22 protein-coding genes and 2 pseudogenes are annotated in these 18,839 nt (G+C 73.4%); 13 read left to right on the top strand and 11 right to left on the bottom strand.

The genetic code is table 11. The features are described from left to right. Positions 1-25: 25 nt before the first annotated feature. From ACZ6SA_RS37190 to ACZ6SA_RS37170, 5 genes are all read right to left on the bottom strand, one after another. On the bottom strand, positions 26-1,516 hold the full coding sequence (locus ACZ6SA_RS37190) for a sodium:solute symporter family protein (protein WP_465833519.1): 1,491 nt from the start codon (positions 1,514-1,516) through the stop codon (positions 26-28). Positions 1,517-1,548: 32 nt separating this feature from the next. Then, positions 1,549-2,682 (bottom strand): N-acetylglucosamine-6-phosphate deacetylase, encoded by a 1,134-nt coding sequence (locus tag ACZ6SA_RS37185; protein WP_465833517.1) that lies wholly within the window; start codon positions 2,680-2,682, stop codon positions 1,549-1,551. Next, positions 2,679-4,034 (bottom strand): neutral/alkaline non-lysosomal ceramidase N-terminal domain-containing protein, encoded by a 1,356-nt coding sequence (locus ACZ6SA_RS37180; RefSeq protein ID WP_465833515.1) that lies wholly within the window; start codon positions 4,032-4,034, stop codon positions 2,679-2,681. The genes ACZ6SA_RS37185 and ACZ6SA_RS37180 overlap by 4 nt, the downstream gene beginning before the upstream one ends. Further along, entirely contained in the window at positions 4,025-4,771 is a 747-nt protein-coding gene (locus ACZ6SA_RS37175; RefSeq protein ID WP_347648797.1) for a sugar isomerase domain-containing protein, read from the bottom strand. Before ACZ6SA_RS37175 ends, ACZ6SA_RS37180 begins: the two co-directional genes overlap by 10 nt. Before the next feature lie 115 nt (positions 4,772-4,886). After that, complete coding sequence (locus ACZ6SA_RS37170; RefSeq protein ID WP_347648796.1) at positions 4,887-5,888, bottom strand: LacI family DNA-binding transcriptional regulator; 1,002 nt, start codon at positions 5,886-5,888, stop codon at positions 4,887-4,889. Between the two features lie 100 nt (positions 5,889-5,988). On the opposite strand from ACZ6SA_RS37170, the gene ACZ6SA_RS37165 reads away from it, so the two are divergent. The 6 genes from ACZ6SA_RS37165 to ACZ6SA_RS37140 all read left to right on the top strand — a co-directional run bounded on the left by ACZ6SA_RS37165 (position 5,989) and on the right by ACZ6SA_RS37140 (position 11,937). Further along, positions 5,989-7,251 (top strand): AGE family epimerase/isomerase, encoded by a 1,263-nt coding sequence (locus ACZ6SA_RS37165; protein WP_347648795.1) that lies wholly within the window; start codon positions 5,989-5,991, stop codon positions 7,249-7,251. After that, a complete protein-coding gene (locus ACZ6SA_RS37160; RefSeq protein ID WP_347648794.1) occupies positions 7,248-8,021 on the top strand; it encodes a 6-phosphogluconolactonase in 774 nt (257 codons plus the stop codon). The genes ACZ6SA_RS37165 and ACZ6SA_RS37160 overlap by 4 nt, the downstream gene beginning before the upstream one ends. Positions 8,022-8,088: 67 nt before the next feature. Beyond that, positions 8,089-9,420: a mannitol dehydrogenase family protein gene (locus ACZ6SA_RS37155; RefSeq protein ID WP_465833553.1), complete on the top strand. Its 1,332-nt coding sequence runs from the start codon at positions 8,089-8,091 to the stop codon at positions 9,418-9,420. Between the two features lie 96 nt (positions 9,421-9,516). Beyond that, a complete protein-coding gene (locus ACZ6SA_RS37150; protein WP_465833512.1) occupies positions 9,517-10,233 on the top strand; it encodes a GntR family transcriptional regulator in 717 nt (238 codons plus the stop codon). After that, positions 10,230-11,132, top strand: a complete 903-nt coding sequence (locus ACZ6SA_RS37145) for an ROK family protein (protein WP_465833510.1) — start codon at positions 10,230-10,232, stop codon at positions 11,130-11,132. Before ACZ6SA_RS37150 ends, ACZ6SA_RS37145 begins: the two co-directional genes overlap by 4 nt. A 118-nt stretch (positions 11,133-11,250) precedes the next feature. Then, a complete protein-coding gene (locus ACZ6SA_RS37140; protein WP_465833508.1) occupies positions 11,251-11,937 on the top strand; it encodes an N-acetylmannosamine-6-phosphate 2-epimerase in 687 nt (228 codons plus the stop codon). Positions 11,938-12,296: 359 nt separating this feature from the next. On the opposite strand, the pseudogene ACZ6SA_RS37135 reads toward ACZ6SA_RS37140, so the two are convergent. Continuing rightward, positions 12,297-12,473: pseudogene (locus ACZ6SA_RS37135) on the bottom strand (CocE/NonD family hydrolase C-terminal non-catalytic domain-containing protein); the annotation flags it as partial. Next, positions 12,463-13,257: a CocE/NonD family hydrolase gene (locus ACZ6SA_RS37130; RefSeq protein WP_465833506.1), complete on the bottom strand. Its 795-nt coding sequence runs from the start codon at positions 13,255-13,257 to the stop codon at positions 12,463-12,465. The pseudogene ACZ6SA_RS37135 and the gene ACZ6SA_RS37130, both read right to left, overlap by 11 nt. A 41-nt stretch (positions 13,258-13,298) precedes the next feature. Here ACZ6SA_RS37130 and ACZ6SA_RS37125 point away from each other — a divergent pair, with 41 nt between their 5' ends. Together ACZ6SA_RS37125 and ACZ6SA_RS37120 are read left to right on the top strand one after the other, a co-directional pair. Further along, on the top strand, positions 13,299-13,517 hold the full coding sequence (locus ACZ6SA_RS37125; RefSeq protein ID WP_465833504.1) for a hypothetical protein: 219 nt from the start codon (positions 13,299-13,301) through the stop codon (positions 13,515-13,517). A gap of 12 nt (positions 13,518-13,529) precedes the next feature. Then, positions 13,530-13,652, top strand: a complete 123-nt coding sequence (locus ACZ6SA_RS37120) for a hypothetical protein (RefSeq protein ID WP_465833502.1) — start codon at positions 13,530-13,532, stop codon at positions 13,650-13,652. On the opposite strand, the gene ACZ6SA_RS37115 is transcribed toward ACZ6SA_RS37120, so the two are convergent. Then, on the bottom strand, positions 13,636-14,475 hold the full coding sequence (locus ACZ6SA_RS37115) for an SLC13 family permease (RefSeq protein ID WP_465833500.1): 840 nt from the start codon (positions 14,473-14,475) through the stop codon (positions 13,636-13,638). The two genes, ACZ6SA_RS37120 and ACZ6SA_RS37115, sit on opposite strands and share 17 nt — an antisense overlap. A gap of 51 nt (positions 14,476-14,526) precedes the next feature. On the opposite strand from ACZ6SA_RS37115, the gene ACZ6SA_RS37110 reads away from it, so the two are divergent. Continuing rightward, on the top strand, positions 14,527-14,901 hold the full coding sequence (locus ACZ6SA_RS37110) for a LysR substrate-binding domain-containing protein (protein WP_465833551.1): 375 nt from the start codon (positions 14,527-14,529) through the stop codon (positions 14,899-14,901). Positions 14,902-14,994: 93 nt separating this feature from the next. Here ACZ6SA_RS37110 and ACZ6SA_RS37105 read toward each other — a convergent pair whose 3' ends face one another. Beyond that, positions 14,995-15,117: a hypothetical protein gene (locus ACZ6SA_RS37105; RefSeq protein ID WP_347648788.1), complete on the bottom strand. Its 123-nt coding sequence runs from the start codon at positions 15,115-15,117 to the stop codon at positions 14,995-14,997. On the opposite strand from ACZ6SA_RS37105, the pseudogene ACZ6SA_RS37100 reads away from it, so the two are divergent. The 4 genes and pseudogenes from ACZ6SA_RS37100 to ACZ6SA_RS37085 form a co-directional block, all read left to right on the top strand. Further along, positions 15,085-15,162: pseudogene (locus ACZ6SA_RS37100) on the top strand (CoA transferase); the annotation flags it as partial. The gene ACZ6SA_RS37105 and the pseudogene ACZ6SA_RS37100 overlap by 33 nt on opposite strands. Positions 15,163-15,245: 83 nt before the next feature. Next, a complete protein-coding gene (locus tag ACZ6SA_RS37095; RefSeq protein ID WP_347648787.1) occupies positions 15,246-15,404 on the top strand; it encodes a hypothetical protein in 159 nt (52 codons plus the stop codon). Continuing rightward, entirely contained in the window at positions 15,394-16,299 is a 906-nt protein-coding gene (locus tag ACZ6SA_RS37090) for an HpcH/HpaI aldolase/citrate lyase family protein (protein WP_465833549.1), read from the top strand. Before ACZ6SA_RS37095 ends, ACZ6SA_RS37090 begins: the two co-directional genes overlap by 11 nt. A gap of 45 nt (positions 16,300-16,344) precedes the next feature. Beyond that, on the top strand, positions 16,345-17,289 hold the full coding sequence (locus ACZ6SA_RS37085; RefSeq protein ID WP_347648785.1) for a GNAT family N-acetyltransferase: 945 nt from the start codon (positions 16,345-16,347) through the stop codon (positions 17,287-17,289). 33 nt (positions 17,290-17,322) lie between these two features. Here ACZ6SA_RS37085 and ACZ6SA_RS37080 read toward each other — a convergent pair whose 3' ends face one another. After that, on the bottom strand, positions 17,323-18,198 hold the full coding sequence (locus ACZ6SA_RS37080) for an alpha/beta hydrolase (RefSeq protein ID WP_465833497.1): 876 nt from the start codon (positions 18,196-18,198) through the stop codon (positions 17,323-17,325). Between the two features lie 46 nt (positions 18,199-18,244). Next, complete coding sequence (locus tag ACZ6SA_RS37075) at positions 18,245-18,838, bottom strand: GNAT family N-acetyltransferase (RefSeq protein WP_465833495.1); 594 nt, start codon at positions 18,836-18,838, stop codon at positions 18,245-18,247. Position 18,839 lies beyond the last annotated feature (1 nt).

The following is an 18,839-nucleotide window of genomic DNA, read 5'->3' as shown; positions in this document are numbered from 1 at the left end:
CACGGCGTCCACCCCGTACGGCCGTTCACCGGCTCGGGGCGGTCTCGGGCTGCTCGGTGTTCAGCGAGTCGACCAGCTCGTCGGCCTCGGCGTCGCGCGCGGGAGCGACCAGGCCGACCAGCACGAACACCACCAGCGCCGACAGGACCGGGGCGGCCACCTCCACGGTCTGGCCCTGGCCCGGGAAGACGTACTTCAGCAGCGCGAAGACCACGAGCCCGGTCGCCCACGAGCCGATCGCGGCCGCGGGACCGCTGCGGCGGAACATCGGCAACATGCCGAGCAACATCGGGATGGCGATCGGGCCGACCAGCGCGCCGAACCAGAGGATCAGCAGGCCCAGCACGCCGCCGAAGCTGTCCGCGCCGAGCGCGATGCCCATCGACAGCGCGATGAACAGGAACGTGGAGACCCGGCCGGCCAGCAGCTCGGACGCGGACGACAGCCGGTTCGCCCGCTTCCAGACCGCGGGGATGATGTCCCTGATCACCACCGAGGAGATGGCGTTGGCGTCGGAGGACGTCATCGCCATCGTGTGCGCGAACATCCCGGCGAGCACGAGACCGATGAGCCCGCCCGGCAGCAGCTGCTGGGTCAGCAGCGCGTACGACTGGTCGGGCTCGGCCAGGCCGGGCAGCAGGACCGGTGCGGCCCACATCGGGAAGAACAGCACGAGGGGCCAGAAGAGGTAGAGGCCCGCGGAGAACAGCGCGGCGCGCCTGGCCGACTCGCCGGTCGGCGCGGCGATGAAGCGCTGGGCGAGGTTCCAGGTCCCGCCGTTGTAGGAGAGCGTGTTGATCAGCAGGTAGACCAGGACGAATCCCATGGTGTACGTGCCGTTGAACGGCTGGCCGTGCCCTTCGGGAAGCCTGTCCCACAGCGTCCAGATCGCGGACACGCCGCCGAGCTGGGCGAGCACCGCGACGAACAGCGTGATCCCCGCGACGAGCTGGATGACGAACTGGCCCAGGTCGGTGAGCGCGTCGGCCCACAACCCGCCGATCGTCGAGTAGATCAGCGTGACCCCGCCGGTGAGCAGCACGCCCCAGGCGATCGGCACGCCCGCGAACACCTGGAGCAGCAGCGCGGTCGCCGCCCACTTGGCTCCCACGTCGAAGACCTTCAGCGCGGTGCCGCTCCATGCGAGTACCTGCTGCGCCGGCACGTTGTAGCGGGTCGCGAGGTATTCCAGCGGCGAGATGATCCCGAGCCGCTGCCGCAGCCGTGGCCAGCGCGGCGCGAACAGCACCGATCCGACCAGCATCGCGAACGTGATGCCGATCGCCCACCAGACGTACAGGGTGAATCCGGCGGTGTAGGCGATGGCCGCGTAGCCGACGAACACCGCGGAGCTGTAGCCCGACATGTGGTGGGAGATGCCGGACAACCACCAGGGCATTCTGCCTCCGGCGGTGAAGAAGTCCTTGGCGTCACGGATGCGGGATTTCGCCCAGACACCGATCGCGATCATCACCACGAAGTAGCCGCAGATCACTAGCCAGTCGAGAAAGCCCATGAGATCTCCCAGGTCGGGGGGTGGGGAGGGGGTCAGGCGCCGTGGACGGGCACGCCGTTCACGAAGGTGCGCAGGACGGACAGGTCGGATATATCGGATGTGGTGACGATCAGATCGGCGGGCGCGCCAGGCTCGATCCGGCCGCACTCGGCTCCGAGCAGCCGGGCCGGGTTCGCCGCGGCCAGGCGCAGCGCGGTGCCGAGGTCGATCTCCGTGTGGGTGACCGCCCATGCGACGCACTCGATCAGCGAGCTTCCGGAACCGGCCAGCAGCTCGCTCCCCGGCAACGTCACCCGGCCGTCCCCGCGTACGGTGATCCGGCCGCCGACCGGGGTCGTGTAGTCGCCCGGAGCGCAACCGGCCAGCGCGACCGAGTCGCTGACCAGCAGCGCGCGGGCGGTCCCCTTGGCCCGCACCATCGCGGTGAACGTGTCGGCCGGCAGGTGGTGCCCGTCCGCGATGAACGTCGCGGCGAGCCGGTCCTCGGCGAGCTGCGCCCAGATGTAGTTGGGGTGCCGGCGGATCACCGCGTGGGCGCCGTTGCCGAGGTGGGTGGAGAGCCGCGCGCCCGCCCGCACGGCAGCCCGGATGCCGGCGGGCGCGGCCGCCGTGTGCCCGATGGACACGATGACGTTCCGCCGGGAGAGCTCGGCGATGTAGGGGACGGCGCCCGCCCGCTCGGGAGCCAGCGTGACGATCCGCACCAGCCCGCCGCTCGCCTCCTGCCAGCGCCCGAACTCGGCGAGATCGGGATCCCGCAGGTGCGCGGCGTCGTGCGCGCCTCGCGGCCCGTCCTCGGCCGCCAGGCAGGGACCCTCGATGTGCAGGGCCGGTATGGCGTGCCGGACCAGCGGATCGGCCTCGCGGGCCGCCGCGATCACGCGGAGGTTCCTGACGATCTTGTCTTCCGGCGCGGTGATGACCGTGGGGCACACCGTCGTGGTGCCGTGCCGCCACAACTCGCGGACCAGCTCGGCCACGTCGCCGGCCGACAGGTCGTCGGCGTTGAAGTCACGCCCGCCGTACCCGTTGACCTGGATGTCCACCAGGCCGGGGAGGATGAGCACGTCGGGCGCGTCACGGAGCTCGGTGACCGTGGCGATCCGCGGTCCGTCCAGATCGACGCGGACGGGACGCCCGTCCGCGAGCCTGCCTTCGACGCTCACCGTGCCTCCCCCGCCTCCCCTGCCAGGGCCCTGGCGGCGGCCATGACCAGGTGGCCGGCCTCGGGCGTGAACGCGGCGCGCAGCCCGTAGGCCCTGTGGGCCTCGCAGATCTCGTAGCCGCCCGCCTCATAGTGCGTCTCCGGGTAGGGCAGGTAGCCGGGGACCCCGCCCGTGTAGCCGGCGACGAGCAGCCCGGGATCGCCGAGCGCGGCGCGCAGCTCCACGGCGAACTCGACGAACGGCTCGCCGGGCAGGAACACCAGCGGCACGCCGCCCCACCGGTGCACGGCGACCTGCACCTCGACCGCCGCCGGCCCGGTGCCGGTCAGCTGGGCACGCGCCCACGCCGCCCAGATGCCGCCGGGCTCGTCCGCGAGCTCCCGCAGCCGGTCGGGCGGGAGGGGCTCGCCGAGCGGCAACTCGACCCGCGCGGCGGCCACCGACACCCGCCCCGCCCCGGTGGGCGACCCGGTGGGCGACCCGGTGGGCGACCCGGTGGGCGACCCGGTGGACGACCCGGTGGACGACCCGGTGGGCCGGGCTGCGAGTGGTCGTGTCGCGGTGCCGAGCACGGCCTCGCCCACCAGGGTCCCGATCCGTTCCGCGGCCTCGAAGGTCCTGCCCGGCCGTGGCCCGGCGCCGCGCAGGCTGTCGATCGCGGTGTGCCCGGTGTTCAGCTGGCCGCAGCAACCTTGGAGGAACACGGCCACGCCGCCGGCCCCGGACTCCACGTGCCGCCGCGCGTACCCGGGCCAGTCGGCGGTGATCTGGAGGTTGTCGGGGCCGAGCGTCACCGGGTGGCAGGCGTAGGAGAAGACGGTGGCGATGGGCTCGCCGTCCTCGCGCTCCAGCCGTACGACGGGGACCACGGGGTCGGTGAGGGTCCCGCCGCGCCGGTTGCTCGCGACGCCGTCGAGCGTGCCGCTGCCGCGGCGGAGCACGGCGGGGGTCATGGCGTCGAGCGCGGCCTCCCCCGCGGCGACGATCCGCGAGCGGGCGTGCCGGACGTACGAAGGGTCGGCGACGCCGCCGATGCCGCCCCTGGTCACCGCGGGCCCGGCGTGCGTGTGCGTCACCGCCACGGCCACCCGCTCCTCCGGGATGCCCGTGCGCTCGCGCAGGTCGCCGGCGATGTGCCGGGTGGTGTCCGGGTCGAGAGCGACGAGATCGGCGCAGATCACGACGGACGTGGTCGTGCCGTCGGAGACCGCCACGGCGGTGGCCAGCAGCGGATCGTGCACCTCCGTGGACGGGGAGGTCCTGGCGGCGTAACCGGCGAGCGAACCGCCGGGCCGCGGCGTGATGTCGGCGACCGCGGCCCCGGCGAGCAGGCCCTCCCCTGTCACAACCACCGGACCCGCCCCCGGAAGCGGTCGAGGAAGAGCGCGTTGCGCTCGTCGCCGCCCGGCGCGTTCCCGCTGCGCCAGATCTCCGGAACGGTGCCGCGCTCGGCCAGCTCGGCGATCGCGGCGGCCATGACGCAGTTGAGCGTGTACGCGTTGGCGAACGTCGAGATGGCGCCGACCCGCTCGGGCACCCCCTCGATCTCGAGTACGGCGTCGCCGACCGGCACCTTCGTGTCGATGTGCAGATCGACGAGGTCGTGCAGGTTCTGCCCGGTGGGGTGCCTGGCCGGATGATCGGGCGCGGTCCGGTCGGCGTGCTCCCTGGAGGAGACACCGAGGACGGCGACGCCGCGCTCGCGGGCGGTCAGCGCGGCGTCGATGAGCGCGGCGTTGATGCCGTAGGCGTTGACGAGGATGAGCAGGTCGCCCGCGCCGAGCCGGTTGTCCTCGATGACGACGCGACCGTAACCGGGGGTCCGCTCGATGGCCATCGAGCGCAGCGCGCCACCGGACAGCAGCGTGCCCTCGTCGAGGATCGCGCTGACGTTGACCAGGCCGCCCGCGCGGAAGAACACCTCCTGCGCGGCGAGGTTCGAGTGCCCGCCGGGGCCGTAGACGTAGAGCAGCCGGTCCGCCCCGGTGATGTGGTCGGCGATGAGCTCCGCCGCCGCCTCGATGGCGCCGGCCTCCTCGGTTTCGATCCTGCCGATCAGGCCCGTGACCTGCTCGGCGTACGTCCGCATGAGCGACGCGTGCCGTCCGTTTGGCCGTCCGTTTGGCCGTCCGTTTCGCACCCTGCAAGCTCCTCATGACCGATGAAAGCGATTGCAGGCATTCAAGACTACGACCGAACCCCGGTCAAGAGGTGGACCGCGGCACTCTGGAGTGCCCCGTGGAGTCGCGCGCGACGAACACGCCGGGCAGCCTGTGGTGCTCCGGCGCACCGCCCGGCGCCTCGATCTGCCTGGTCAGCACCTGGACCGCGGTGGCGCCGAGATCGTCCATCGGCGCGGTCACCGTGGTCAGGCTCGGCGTCACGGTCCTGGCGAGCAGCACGTCGTCACAGCCGACGACGCTGCGGTCGCCGGGCACGGCGACGCCCCGCCCGGCCAGCTCGGCGAGCACTCCGCACGCGGTGAGGTCGTCGAAGGCGAACGCGGCCGTGGCGTCCGTCTCCAGCAGCGCGGCGCCCGCCTGCCTGCCGCCCTTGAACGTCGCGCGGAACGGCCCGAGCTCCGTCAGCTCGACCCCGCGGCCCCGCGCCCACCCGCGGATCGCCTGCGAACGCCGGGCCGCGGCCCACGACGCGCTCGGCCCGGCGAGCAGCGCGAACGAGCGGTGACCGTGCTTGTGGAGGTGCTCGCCCGCGTCGAAGAGCGCGCTGGTGTTGTCGCAGATCACCGAGGACAGGTCGCGCAGCGGGCGGTTGAGCAGGACGCAGGGAAGCCCTTTCGCGGCCTCGCGCAACGCCGCCGACGACGAGCGCGGCGAGGCCACGATCACCCCGTCCACCCTGCCGCGCAGCCGGGCGACGTGTCTCACCTCGGCCGCCGCGCTCTCCTCCGCGTCGACCAGCATGACCGAGCTCCCCATCCGCTCCGCCGTACGCTGGATCGAGCGCACCAGCAGCGGGAAGAACGGGTTGGTGATGTCGGAGACGATCAGCCCGATCGTCTCGGCCCGGCCCGTGACCAGCCCGCGCGCGGCCGGGTTGGGCAGGTAGCCGAGCTCCCGGGCGACGGCCGTCACCTGCTCCCTGACCTGCCGGCTGACCAGCTCGGGGCGGTTGAAGACCCGCGACACGGTCGCCGCGGAGACGCCGCACCGCTGGGCGATGGAGTAGATCGTCGGCTTGCTCAACCCGCGCTCCTCGGCATCGGCTCGCCCCGGCTTGACCGAAGTACTCTAGCGGAGCAAGAATCAATGCAATCGCTTTCATTGTTCCTCAGGAAAGGACGGCATGGGTTCGGAGCAGCCCGAGCAGGTCGCCCGCAGGCAACTCGAGGACGTCATCCTCCCGTTCTGGCTCGGGAACGGCATCGACGCCGAGCACGGCGGGTTCTTCACCTGCTTCGACAACCGCGGCCGGCGCCTGCTGTCCACGAACAAGTTCACCTGGTCCCAGGGGCGTTTCGTCTGGCTGCTCGCCCGCGCCGCCCGGCTCGCCGACCGCGGCCTGCTCTCGCCGGGCGAGCTGGGCGCCGACGCCGGCACGCTCGTCCGGCACGCGGAACGCGGCGCGTCCTTCCTGCTCGACCACGCCGTCGGCCCCGACGGCCGGTGCGCCTACGTCCTCGGCCGGCGGGGCGGGACGGCGCTCGACGAGCAGGGCCTGCCGCTGCCCGCGGAGCGCAGCATCTTCGCCGACGCCTTCGTCGCCATGGGGCTCGCCGAGCTCACCCGCTACACCGGCTCGCCCGCCCACCTCCCCACGATCGACGTGATCGTCCAGCGGATCGCGGACGACGTGGAGGCCGGCGATCCCCCGACCCCGCCGTACCCGCTGCCGCCCGGCTGCTCGGGGTTCGGCGCCCGCATGATCGTCCTCAACGCCAGGCTCGACCAGGCACGCGCGCACCAGGCGGCGTCCGCGGACCGGACCAACCCCCACGCGGACGAGTTGCGCGCCGCGCGCCGCGCCGTGCTCGCGCACCGGGAGGACGGCGGCCTGTTCACCGAGACCTTCGTGGCCGATCCCGGCATGCGCGACACCGTCCTGGCCAGGCACCGCACGCCCGGCCACGCGCTGGAGGGGATCTGGATGGCGCTGGAGGCGGGCGAGTCGCTCGGCGAGACCGGCGACCACGGCGACCTGCTCGCCAGCGTCTCCGCACTGTGCGCCGCCGGGTGGGACGACGAGCACGGCGGGCTGTTCCGCTACGTCGGCGTCTCGGGGCGGCCCGCCGGAGGGCCGTACGAAGACCTGGTCAGGCGGACCTGGTCGACCAAGCTGTGGTGGGTCCACACGGAAGCCGCCTACACCACCCGGCTGGCGGCCGAACGTTACGGCGACCGGGAGGCGGCCGGCTGGTTCGACCGGATCTGGGACTACACGCTCCGCACGTTCCCCGGCGGAGCGGACGGCGCGGAGTGGATCCAGATCAGGGACCGGGCCGGGGCTCCCTTCGACGAGGTCGTCGCCCTGCCGGTCAAGGACCCGTACCACATCACCAGGAACCTCATGCAGATCATCGAGCTCCGCTCCCAGGGAGGCCGGCCGTGACGGCCACGAACACGGACCCCGTGATCGAACGGGTGGCCGGACACCTCGAGGTCCGGATCTACAGCGACCGGGCGCGGTCCGGCGCCGCCGCCGGACGGGCCGCGGCCGCGGCGTTGCGCACGGCCCTCGCCGCCCGCGACGAGGCCAGGGTCATCTTCGCGGCCGCCCCCTCGCAGCGGGAGACGCTGGCCGGGCTGCGCGCGGCCGAGGGGATCGACTGGTCCAGGGTCGCCGTCTTCCACATGGACGAGTACATCGGCCTGCCCGCGGACGCGCCCCAGCGGTTCGGCCGTTTCCTCCGCCACGAACTCTGGGAGTCCGTACGGCCGGGCGCGGTCCACGTGATCGAGCCCGGCGACGACCCGGAGGCGGAGAGCTCCCGCTACGCCGCGCTCCTCGGCAGCGCCCCGATCGACCTGGTCTGCCTGGGCATCGGCGACAACGGCCACCTGGCGTTCAACGACCCGCCGGTGGCCGACTTCGCCGACCCCCTCGCGGTCAAGGTGGTCGAGCTGGACGAGGACTGCCGGCGGCAGCAGGTCAGCGACGGGTGCTTCGCCACGCTCGCGGACGTGCCCGAGCGGGCGATCACGCTGACCGTTCCCGCGCTGATGGCCGCGCGCACGCTGGTCGCCACCGTGCCCGGCGCGAACAAGAGGGCCGCGCTCGCCGCCGCGCTCGACGGGCCGATCAGCGAGAGCTGCCCCGCCTCCGTCCTGCGCACCCACCCGGCCTGCACCCTCTTCGCCGACCTGGAGGCCTACCGGTGAGCATCGCGGGCGGCGCTCCTCCGGGAGGCGTGCCGATGAGCGTCGCCGGCGGGAGCGTGCGCTCTTGGTGAGGCTCAGCCGCGCCACCCTGTCCAGGGTCGCGCCGGCCGCGCGCCCGCTCGCGGAGCCGCGCGCGACCGGGGTCGTGCACCTGGGCATCGGCGCCTTCCACCGGGCCCACCAGGCGATCTACACCGAGCGCGCCATGGCCGCGACCGGCGACGACCGCTGGGGCATCTGCGGGGCCAGCCAGCGCAGCACCGACGTGGCCGACCGGCTCCGCCCCCAGGACTGCCTGTACGGCGTGCGCGCCGGCGAGGAGGCCCGCGTGGTCGGCTCCCTACGCGAGGTGCTCGCCCCCGGGGACGACCTGGCGGCCCGGCTGAGCGCCCCGGAGACGTCGGTGGTGACGCTGACGATCACGGAGCGGGCGTACCGGCGCGATCCGCGGGGCGCGATCGGCAGGCTCGTCGCCGGGCTGCGTGCCCGGGCCGCCGCGGACGCGGGCCCGCTCACCGTCATCTCCTGCGACAACCTGCCCGGCAACGGCGCCACCCTCGCCGCGCTCGTGGCGGACCTGTGCGAGCCTCCGCTGCTCGCCTGGGTCGCGGAGAACGTGACCTTCCCCGCCTCCATGGTGGACCGGATCGTTCCCGCGACCACGCAGGCCGACCTGGACGACATGGCCGCCAGACTCGGCGTGACCGACCTGGGCGCGGTCGTCACCGAGCCGTTCACGCAGTGGGTGATCGAGGATCGTTTCGCCGGTGACCGGCCCGCGTGGGATCGGGCGGGCGCGCTGCTGGTGGGAGACGTCCGGCCGTACGAACGCATGAAGCTGCGCCTGCTCAACGGCAGCCATTCGGCCATCGCCTACCTGTCGGGCGCGGCGCACGTGTCCGAGGCCGTGGGCGATCCCGTGTTCGCCGGGTTCCTGCGCCGGCTGATGGACGACGACCTCTCGCCCACCCTGGACGGGCTGGAAGGTTTCGACCTCACGCGGTACAAGGAGTCGTTGCTGGCCAGGTTCGCCAACCCCGGCCTGCGGCACCGCGTCGCGCAGATCGCGGTGGACGGCTCGCAGAAGGTGCCCCAGCGCCTGCTCGACCCGGCCCGCGAGAGGCTGGCGGGCGGGCACGAGCCCCGCTGGATCGCGCTGGCCGTGGCCGGGTGGATGCGGTACGTCACCACGGCCCGCGAGCTCACCGACCCGCTGGCCGACCGGCTGCGCGGCGACGAGAGGGCCTCCGCCGCGGCGACCGTGAACCGCCTGCTGGCGATCGAGGAGATCTTCGGCGCCGATCTCCCCGGCGACCGGGTCTTCCGCGCGCTCGTCACCGACTGCCTGGAGCGGCTCGACGCCGGCGGCCTGCCCGCCACTCTGCGCGCACTCACGTAGTGGTACGGACCTATACCGGAACGTTTGACACATCACTCCCCCAGCGGCCAAGATTCCCTTCCAGTGGTACGGACCACTTCGAAGGGCGGCCAGGGGATGACGCAGGAGACCAAGTACGAAACGCTCCGGCGCGTCCTCACCGACCTCATCGAGGCGCGGATGGCGCCGCACGACCCGCTGCCGAGCGAGCGCGAGCTGATGCAGCAGTACAACGTCAGCCGCATGACGGTGCGCCAGGCCATGGAGGGCCTGGCTCGTGACGGCCGCGTCTACCGGGTCCAGGGGGCGGGCACGTTCGTCGCCGACTCCGGGAAGATCACGAAGTCGCTGACGTTCAGCTCGTTCAGCGAGGACATCAGGGCCAGGCGCATGAAGCCGGGCGGCCGGCTGCTCGTGCTGGAGAGCGAGCCCGCCGAGATCGACGTGGCCCGCGACCTGTTCCTGGAGCCGGGCACGCCGGTCGTGCACGTCACCCGGCTGCGCACCGCCGACGGCGAGCCGATGTGCCTGGAGAACGCCTGGGTCCCCGAGCACCTGGTGCCGGACCTCGTCACACGGGGACACGTCGAGAGCCTGTACGCCGTGCTGGAGGCGGCGGGCGCCGCTCCCGAGCACGCCGACCAGACCATCTCGGCCACGGTCGTCAACCGTGAGCAGGCCGAACTGCTGGGCGTGCCCAACAACTTCCCGGCGCTGCGGGTCTCGCGGGTGACGCACGACGCGCGCGGCCGGGCGGTGGAGCGGGCCGTCAGCCTGTACCGCGCCGATCGTTACGACTACCGGCTGTCGATCGCGAGGGGGCGCGGGACGTGAGGCTGGGCATCGACATCGGCGGAACCAAGATCGCCGCCGGGCTGGTGACGCCGGAGGGGACGGTCCTCCGCCGGGCGTACGCTCCGACACCGGCCGCGCAGGGACCGGGGGCGGTCGTGCGGGCCGCGGCGCGACTGGCCCGCGAGCTGGGCCTGGACGGCATCACCTGCGCCGGGGTGGGAACGGCGGGAGTCGTCGACCCGGCCGGCAGGAAGATCGCCGGAGCGACGGACGCGATCCGCGACTGGGCGGGCACGCCGCTGGCCCAGCTGCTGGAGACCGAGCTGGACCTGCCCGTGCTGGTGCGCAACGACGTGCACGCGTTCCTCGCCGGCGAGCTGGCGGGCTCCCCGTGGCGGGCGGCCCTGGGCGTCACCGTGGGCACCGGCATCGGCGGAGCCCTCGCCCTGGACGGCCGCGTCGTGACCGGCGTCCGCGGAGCCGCCGGCCACGTCGGGCACGTACCTGTCCCCGAGGCGGCGGGCCTGGCGTGCTCGTGCGGCGCCGAAGGCCACGTCGAGGCCGTCGCCAGCGGGCCCGCCATGACAGCCGCCCTGGACCGTGAGCGAGGTCGTGGCCTGCGCGCTGACCTGCGACGGGTGGTGGGGGCGGCCGGGGAGGGCGACGCGGACGCGCTCGGCGTGCTGGCGCGCGGCGGACGTGCCCTGGGCAGGGCCCTGGCCGGCGTCGTGAACGTCTGGGACCCGGACGTGGTGATCCTCGGGGGCGGGGTGCTGGCCGCCGGAGAGCTCTACCTGGCCCCGCTGCGCGCCGCGCTGGCCGCCGGCGTCCTGCCCGTCCTGGCCGACGTTCCCGTGGTCACCGCCCGTCTCGGGGACGACGCGGTACTGGTGGGCGCCGCCGCTGCCGCCGCGGAAGCAGAACGGGCACGCCGATGAGCCCGTGCCGGGGCGGCGCGCGGATGAGGCCCCTCCAGGACCGGCACGAGCGGACCCCGGACCCGGGACGCGACCGCACTGATCCGGCGGGCGCGCTCGCCGTGGCGAAAGGAAGAGCATGACCGACGGCGAGGTGTTCGGGCTCCTGCGCGGCGGCCTGGTGGTCTCCTGCCAGGCCTACGAGGGCGAGCCGCTGCACGGGCCGCAGTTCATGAGCGCGATGGCGCGCTCCGCCGTCCTGGGCGGCGCGGCCGGCGTGCGGATCAACGGCCCGGCCGACGTCGAGGCCGTCCGCGCGGCCGTGTCCGTCCCGATGATCGGCCTGTGGAAGGACGGCGACCGTGACGTCTACATCACGCCCACGCTCCGGCACGCCCTGGCGGTGGCGCGGGCGGGAGCGGACATCGTGGCGGTCGACGCCACCTCCCGCCCCCGCCCCGACGGCCGGGGCCTGGCGGAGACGATCGCCGGCGTACACCGGGCGGGGGCGCTCGTCATGGCCGACGTCTCCGCCGCCGAGGAGGGCCTGGCCGCCGCCGAGCTCGGCGCCGACTGCGTCTCGACGACCCTGTCGGGCTACGCGTCCGCCTCACCGCCTCCTGACGGGCCGGATCTGGAGCTGGTGGCCGTGCTGGCGGGCAGCCTGGACGTCCCGGTCTTCGCCGAGGGCAGGATCGGCACCCCCGGCCAGGCCGCCCGGGCGATCGAACTGGGCGCGCACGCCGTCGTCATCGGCGGCGCGATCACCCGCCCCGCCGACATCACCCGGCGTTTCGCCCAGGGCCTGGAGACGGCCCGGCCCTGACCTCCAGCCCGCTCCCCACCTCCTGGCCACCGGCCCGTGACCGCGATCGTGACGGACCGGTCGAGACGGGCCGGCGCCGGCCGCCGGCCGCCCGCGCCGGTGTCGGTGTCGGTGTCGGTGTCGGTGTGGTGTGGTGTGAGGAACCGCGGGCGGGCCGGCCGAGGGAACGGCTCACGTCCGCCGGTTCCAGGTGGTGAGCTCGATCGTGGTGCCGCCGCGGCCGACGCGCAGGTCGACCCGGCCCTCGGGAGCGTCGGAGTCGATCTCCGGGTAGTCGTCGCTGGACACGGTGACCCGCGGCTGTGCCCGGCCGGGAGCCGGTAGTGCGTCGGCCAGGTGCGGATCTCCAGGTCGTACGTCTTGCCGGGGCGGACCGGCACCGCGCGATGGTGCCCGAAGCGGTGGCCGGCCTTGAGCCAGCCCTGGGTGATGCGGACGGCCGTGCCGTCGGGGGCGACGTCCTCGACCACGACCGCGATGTTGCCGTCGGTGGCGCTGAAGGCGGCCCGGACCTTCGCTGTGACGTCACCGGCCAGGACGACGTCCGACGCGTACGGCTCCGTCTGGAACGCCAGGCGCTCGTAAGCCGGTGCCGCTCGCCGCGGTCCCCGAGATCTCGTGGGACGTGACCTTGCCGGCGGGCATGGGAACGTCCCGGCGTCCGGCGAGCCAGCGGTCCCACCAGGCGAGGTACGCGCCCCTGCCGATGTCGGCGGGCTGCCCGGCGGGCCAGCCGTGCTCCCAGGGGCCGGCGACCAGCCAGACGTTGCGGGGACGGGCCCGGAAGTTCTCCACCATGGCCGCGCGGTACCTGTCGAACCAGCCGGCGATCTGCAGCACCGGGACGTCGAGGTCCTTCCAGCGGGCCTTGACGCTGCGTTCGCGCCAGAAGTCGTCGTAGAGGGGGTGCCGGGCGTAGGTCGTCAGCGTCTCGGGAGCCGTCTCGCGCTGCCAGCCGCGGATCCTGGCGGAGTAGATGCCGCCGCGGTAGATGGTGTTCTCGTACCAGTCGCTGATGCCGTTCACGGGGATGATCGCGGCCAGGTGGGGCGGTTTGTTCACCGCGGCGAGGAGGGTGGAGTGGCCGCCGTAACTGAGCCCCATCTGCCCGACCTTGCCGGTGGACCAGGGCTGCACGGCCAGCCACTCGATGAGGTCGTAGTTGTCGCGTTGCTCCTGCCCGCTGAACGGATCGAGGTGGCCGGGCGAGTCGCCGGAGCCGCGGGCGTTGCAGACGGCGGCGGTGTAGCCGCGGGTGACGTAGTACGCGGCCGCCTCGCCGAGGTTCACGAGATCGTCGTAGGCGGTGTAGTCGTACACGATAGATCGAGATGGCGCCGGTCAGGAGTGCGACGACGGTCATGACGGCGGTGGTGGCGAACGCCCAGCCGAAGATGAAGCGCTGGTGCTGGCCGAGCTGCACGCCGCTCATGCCGACGAGGATGAACGTGGCCGCGGTGAGCGGGCTGAGGGGGAAACCGGTGGTCATCTGGCCGAGGATGGCGGCCCTGGCGATCTCGGCCGGCTCGATGCCGAAGCCGCCGGCGGTCTGCGCCAGCACGGGCAGCACGCCGAAGTAGTAGGCGTCGGGGGTGAAGACGAGGCTGAGCGGCATGCTGGTGATCGCCACGAGCAGCGGCAGGTGGCCGCCGAAGGAGTCGGGGACGATCCCGACGAACGCGGTGGCCATCTGGTCGATCATCTTGGTCCAGTGAAGACGCCGGCCGCGAAGATCATGGTGGTGACCAGGACGACGCTCCTGGCGTGCTTGTCGAGCAGGGCCTGCTGCTTCTCCCAGGTGGGGAGGTTGACGACGCCGGCGATCGCGAAGCCGACGACGAACAGCACCGGCAGCGGCATCACCTGCAGGACCAGCGCGACCAGCAGCACGACGGTGAGCACGAGGTTGAACGCGGTCAGGGCCGCGCCGCCGCGCCCGGGGGCGAGCCGCGTGCCGGGCCCGTCACCGCGTGCCGGCCCGGACCCTGCCTGGACCTCTGCCTGGACCTCTGCCGGGACCTCTGCCGGGACCTCTGCCTGAATCCGGGGCTCGGCGGGCAGGCCCACGGTGCCCAGGCGGCGGCGTTCCCGCAGCCCGATCAGGTACGCCGCCACCAGCACCCAGACGATGCCCGCGGCCATGGCGGGCAGCACGGGGGCGAACACCTCGGAGCTGTCCAGCTTCAACACCGCCATCGCGCGGGCGGTCGGGCCGCCCCACGGGACCATGTTCATCACGCCGGCGCCCAGGCAGACGACACCGGTCAGCACGAGGGGGCTCATGTTGAGCCGCTTGTAGACGGGCAGCAGGGCCGAGACGGTGATGAGGAACGTGGAGGCCCCGTCGCCGTCGAGGGCCACGCACATGGTGAGGACGGCGGTGCCGACGGCGATGCGCAGCGGATCGTCCTTGGCCAGGCGCAGGATGCCCCGGATCAGCGGATCGAACAGGCCGGTGGCTCGGCGAGTCCGGCCTGGTCGCCATGGCCACCCACCCGTCGGTCGCGGCCGTGCTGCTCCCCCGGATGATCTCCGCATTCCGCGGCAGGCGGCCGGACGTGAGCGTGCGCATCGTGACTCCTCCGCTCCCTGGAGGAAGCGGCTTCTCGCCCCGCTTACGCGGGAGACGACGGCCAAGCCCTGACCGATGCCCGAAAGCACGAGCACAAGGCCGGGGCCGTGGTCACGCCCGCGGCGGAGGCCGGCAACGTGGCGACCGTGGGCGGGCTGGTCGCCGCCGGCCTCGGGGTGTCGGCGATGCCCGCCCTCGTGCTGCCGCTGCTGGGGCCCGGGCACGTCGTGCACCGCGAGCTGACCGGGCCCGCGGTCGAGCGGCGACTGGACATCGTGGTGCGGGCCCGGCGGACCCTGCCGCCGGCCGCCGCCGCGTTCCTCGACCTGCTGGACGAGGCCCGCGCCGAAGGGCGGGAGGTGCCGGCCGGCGCCGCGTGGATTCACCACTGATGCACGAACCGCATGAATATATCCGGTCGTTCTGCTGGACCCGCATTTCTCCACCCATGCACGATGAATTTCCGTTGACCAGGACGAAGGAGTTCATGCGTGGCCTCTGAACAGCGCGGGCAGTTGCGCGGCCTGAAGGTGGTGGAGTTCGCCCACGTCGTCGCCGGGCCGCTGGCCGGGTCCATGCTCGCCGACCAGGGCGCGGACGTCGTCCACGTCGAACCGCCCGGCACCGGCGACGCCGCCCGCGCGATGGGGCCGGCGCGTGACGGCGTGCCGCTGTGGTTCAAGGTCGCCGGCCGCAACAAGCGCTCCGTCACGTCGACGACCCCGACCTCGGGCCCGTGCGCATGCAGGCCGCCCTGCCGCACTTCCGCCAGGCGCCAGGCGGCGTCTGGCGCACCGGGCCCGCCCTCGGCGAGGACAACGCCCTCGTCTACCGCGACTGGCTCGGGCTCGACGCCGGGGAGCTGGCGAAGCTGGAGGAGCGCGGTGTCATCTGACCGGCCGCGGCTGCGCTCCCTGCTGTTCGTCCCCGGCACCAGGACCGGCTGGCTGGCCAAGGCCGAGTCGGCGGGGGCCGACGCGGCCATCCTCGACCTCGAGGACGCCGTCCCGCCGGCCGGGAAGGCCGCCGCCCGCGCCGATGTGGCCGAGGCCGTCGCGAACACGACCGGCGACATGGCTCTCCTCGTCCGGATCAACCCGCTCGACGGCTGGGCGGGCGCCGAGGACCTGCGCGCCGTCACCCACCCCCGCCTGGCCGGGGTGGTCCTGCCCAAGGTGACGGGACCCGCCGACGTGCGGCTGGCCGACCGGCTGCTGACCTGGTGCGAGCGCGAGCACGGCCTGCCAGGGGGGCACCTCGCCCTGGTGCCGCTGCTGGAGAGCGCCGCCGCCCTGCGGGAGGCGTACGAGATCGGGCGCGCCGCCCCGCGCGTCGCCTATCTCGGAGCGGTCACCGGCAAGGGCGGCGACGTCGAACGCGCGGTCGGCTACCGCTGGAGCCGCGACGGGACGGAGACCCTCGCCCTGCGCTCCCGCGTCCTGCTCGACGCGCGCGCCGCGGCCGTGCCCTGCCCGGTCGCGGGCCTGTGGACGGACATCTGGACGGACATCGCCGACCTCGACGGGCTGCGCGCCTTCGCCAGGCAGAACCGCTCCCTGGGCTACGAGGGGATGATGGCGATCCATCCGTCCCACGTACCGGTGATCAACGAGGTGTTCTCGCCGAGCCCCGAGGAGCTCGCCCGCTACGAGCGGCTGGTCGCCGCCGTGGACCGGGCCCGGGCGAGCGGAGCCGGCGCGATCACCTTCGAGGGCGACATGGTGGACGAGGCCATGGCGGCCAGGGCCCGGGCCGCCCTCAGGGCCCACGCCACGCGGCCGGACGCGTAAAAGGGTTGGCGCGCGGGCCCGGCGATCGGATAGTCCTTGCAGCCGATGGAACACGACGACCTGACCGTGCGCCCGATCACGGGGCGCGACGAACTCGACCTCTTCTCCCGGCTGCCCTACGTCCTCAACGAGGAACTCGCTGACGACCTCGCCGCCGGCCGCAGGCGACCGCAGTGGATGTGGGTCGCCCTCCGCGGCGACCGCCTGGTGGCCAGGGCCGCCTGGTGGTGCCAGGCCGGCGACGACACCCCCTTCCTCCTCGACGTCTTCGACCTCGACGACGGCGGCCCTGACGACGACCGCGTGGACGTCGGCGCGCGGCTGTTGCGGACCGCCATGGCCGCCGTCGTCCCGGCAGGGGCCCGGCCGCCCGAGTACGGTCGCTTCGCCCCGCCCGGCTGGCGCGACGACGGGGCGGCCAGGCGCGCCGTCGAGGACCGCATGGCCGCGCTCGAACGGACCGGCGCCCGCCTGTTCGTCGAGCGCCTGCGCCTGGAGTGGCGTCCGGCAACGCCGATCCCTGAGCCGGGCGGGCGCCTGAGGTTCCGGCAGGTCCGCGACACCGAGGAGATCCTCTCCCTGATGACCCGGGTCCTCGAGGGCACGCTCGACGCGCACAGCAGGGACGACCTGACCCGGATGCCCGCCCGCGAGGCCGCTGTCAGGCACTACGAGGACGAGCTCGCGCGTTATCGCAGCCCGCGCGACTGGTGGCGGATCGCGACGCTGCCGGACGGCGAGCCGGTGGGGTTCGTCACCCCGGCCCGCAACGACTACAACCCCGTCATCGGCTATCTCGCCGTGGTGCCCGCGCACCGGGGCAACGGCTACATCGACGACATCCTCGCCGAAGGCACCCGGGTCCTCGCCGCGCAGGGTGTCCCGCGCATCCGGGCGGCCACCGACCTCGGCAACGTCCCCATGGCGAACGCCTTCCGGCGCGCCGGATACGTCGACTTCGAACGCTCGATCATCATGACCTGGCCGTGAGCCGGGCATCCAGGGGGAGCTCCCCCACCCGGGTCAGCGGCTGAGGAGCCCGGCGAAGATCTCCACCAGTTCGGGCCGGTCGAACGGGCCGACATGGGGTGCGGCGACGCTGCGCACGTCGGTCGGATTGTCCGGAGTGAGCCGGTCGGCCTCCTCGATGAACCGGTCCTGCAGCGCCGGCGGAATCAGCCGGTCGAGGGTGAGCCGCACATAGGTCCGGGGAATCCGGCCCCAGGTGTGCGCTTCGCCCCGCGCCTCGGCCAGGGGGATGCTCGCGCTCTCGTCCGGCTCCAGCATGTTGAGCAGCCGGCTCACCCCCTCGTCGGTGAAGTCGCCGGCCAGGGCCTCCTTGACGCCCTGGAACACCGCCGGCTCGGCCGAACGCCAGTTGAGCCGGCTCACTCCCAGGACCGCAGGATCGGCGACCATCGCCGCGGTCACCCGGGAGAGCAGGCTGTCACCGTTCTCCGGCGTCCCGAGGTAGGCGGTCAGGTTCGGCAGGTCCACGCAGCAGTACGCCGCGACGTAGACGACCCGCTCGAGCAGGTCGGGGATGGCGTTGCCGACTCTGCTCACGGTGACGCCTCCCTGGCTCATGCCGGCGAGGATCACGGGCCCATGCTCGCGGGCGCGGCGCACCACGTCCACGACGTGCTCGACGTAGTCGTCGATGGTGATCTTCGTGAGGGGCGACGGTTCGGTCGCCAGCGCTTCGAGGTCCTGCGGCGCCTGGTACGAACGGGGGTAGAACGCCTGGCGGCCGTGTCCCGGCAGGTCGACGGCCACGCAGCGGTGGCCGCGCAGGGTGAGCGCGCTGACCAGTCCCGAGGCGAGGGCCGACGAGGAGTTGGTGCCGTGGATCAACACCAGGGTGGGCGGTCGGCGGTCGGCGTCGTGGGTGGTGGTCATGGACGTGATCTCCTTCTGTCTCTGTGTCGGGCGGCGGGGACGGTGGTCAGCGGCTCGGCGGGCGCCACATCGGCCACAGGAGCGGGCTGTCCGCCACCTGTACGGGCCCGCCGAGGTCCTCGAACCCGTGCCGCTGATAGAGGGCGCGGCTGCGGGGCGAACTCGCCTCCAGGTAGGCGGGCAGCCCGTCGGCGTCCGCTCGTTCCAGCCGGTGGCGCAGCATCGCCGAGCCGAGCCCGGCGCCCTGCCGCCCGCTGATCACCCCCATGAACGGGAGATAGAGGTGCGGTTCGTGTCGGGGGTGCCGTGGGGCCAGCGCCTGGCCCAGAGCCGGCAACCGGGCGCCGCTCTCGCTGAGGACTCCGTTACTGTCCGGCTCGTCGGGGCTCTCCTCGTGGGACGTCAGCGTCTGCCACACCGAGGCGCCCTCGGAACGGCCGGCCAGGTACGCCTCGGCGGCGGGGTGGGTGAGCAGCGGGCGGTGGAAGTGCGCCCTGAGGTGACCTCGCCGGCCCGCGCCGGGGAAGAGCCAGCGGGCGAGGGCATCGTCCATGAACGCCTCGGTCAGGACCTCCAGCACCTTCTGCTGGTCCGCCTCACCTGCCAGCCTCACGGGTGCGTACGGTGTATCAACTGTCATG

This window comes from Nonomuraea sp. NPDC049378 (assembly GCF_055586745.1).
The sequence above is the reverse complement of the archived record's forward strand: the minus strand, read 5'-3'. Positions and strand labels throughout refer to the sequence as shown.

Coding starts and splice junctions, on each gene's coding strand:
- ACZ6SA_RS37190 (WP_465833519.1), bottom strand. CDS start 1,516: ATGGGCTTTCTCGACTGGCTAGTGATCTGCGGCTACTTCGTGGTGATG.
- ACZ6SA_RS37175 (WP_347648797.1), bottom strand. CDS start 4,771: ATGCGGACGTACGCCGAGCAGGTCACGGGCCTGATCGGCAGGATCGAA.
- ACZ6SA_RS37165 (WP_347648795.1), top strand. CDS start 5,989: ATGGGTTCGGAGCAGCCCGAGCAGGTCGCCCGCAGGCAACTCGAGGAC.
- ACZ6SA_RS37150 (WP_465833512.1), top strand. CDS start 9,517: ATGACGCAGGAGACCAAGTACGAAACGCTCCGGCGCGTCCTCACCGAC.
- ACZ6SA_RS37140 (WP_465833508.1), top strand. CDS start 11,251: ATGACCGACGGCGAGGTGTTCGGGCTCCTGCGCGGCGGCCTGGTGGTC.
- ACZ6SA_RS37125 (WP_465833504.1), top strand. CDS start 13,299: ATGACGGCGGTGGTGGCGAACGCCCAGCCGAAGATGAAGCGCTGGTGC.
- ACZ6SA_RS37115 (WP_465833500.1), bottom strand. CDS start 14,475: ATGCGGAGATCATCCGGGGGAGCAGCACGGCCGCGACCGACGGGTGGG.
- ACZ6SA_RS37085 (WP_347648785.1), top strand. CDS start 16,345: ATGGAACACGACGACCTGACCGTGCGCCCGATCACGGGGCGCGACGAA.
- ACZ6SA_RS37080 (WP_465833497.1), bottom strand. CDS start 18,198: ATGACCACCACCCACGACGCCGACCGCCGACCGCCCACCCTGGTGTTG.
- ACZ6SA_RS37075 (WP_465833495.1), bottom strand. CDS start 18,838: ATGACAGTTGATACACCGTACGCACCCGTGAGGCTGGCAGGTGAGGCG.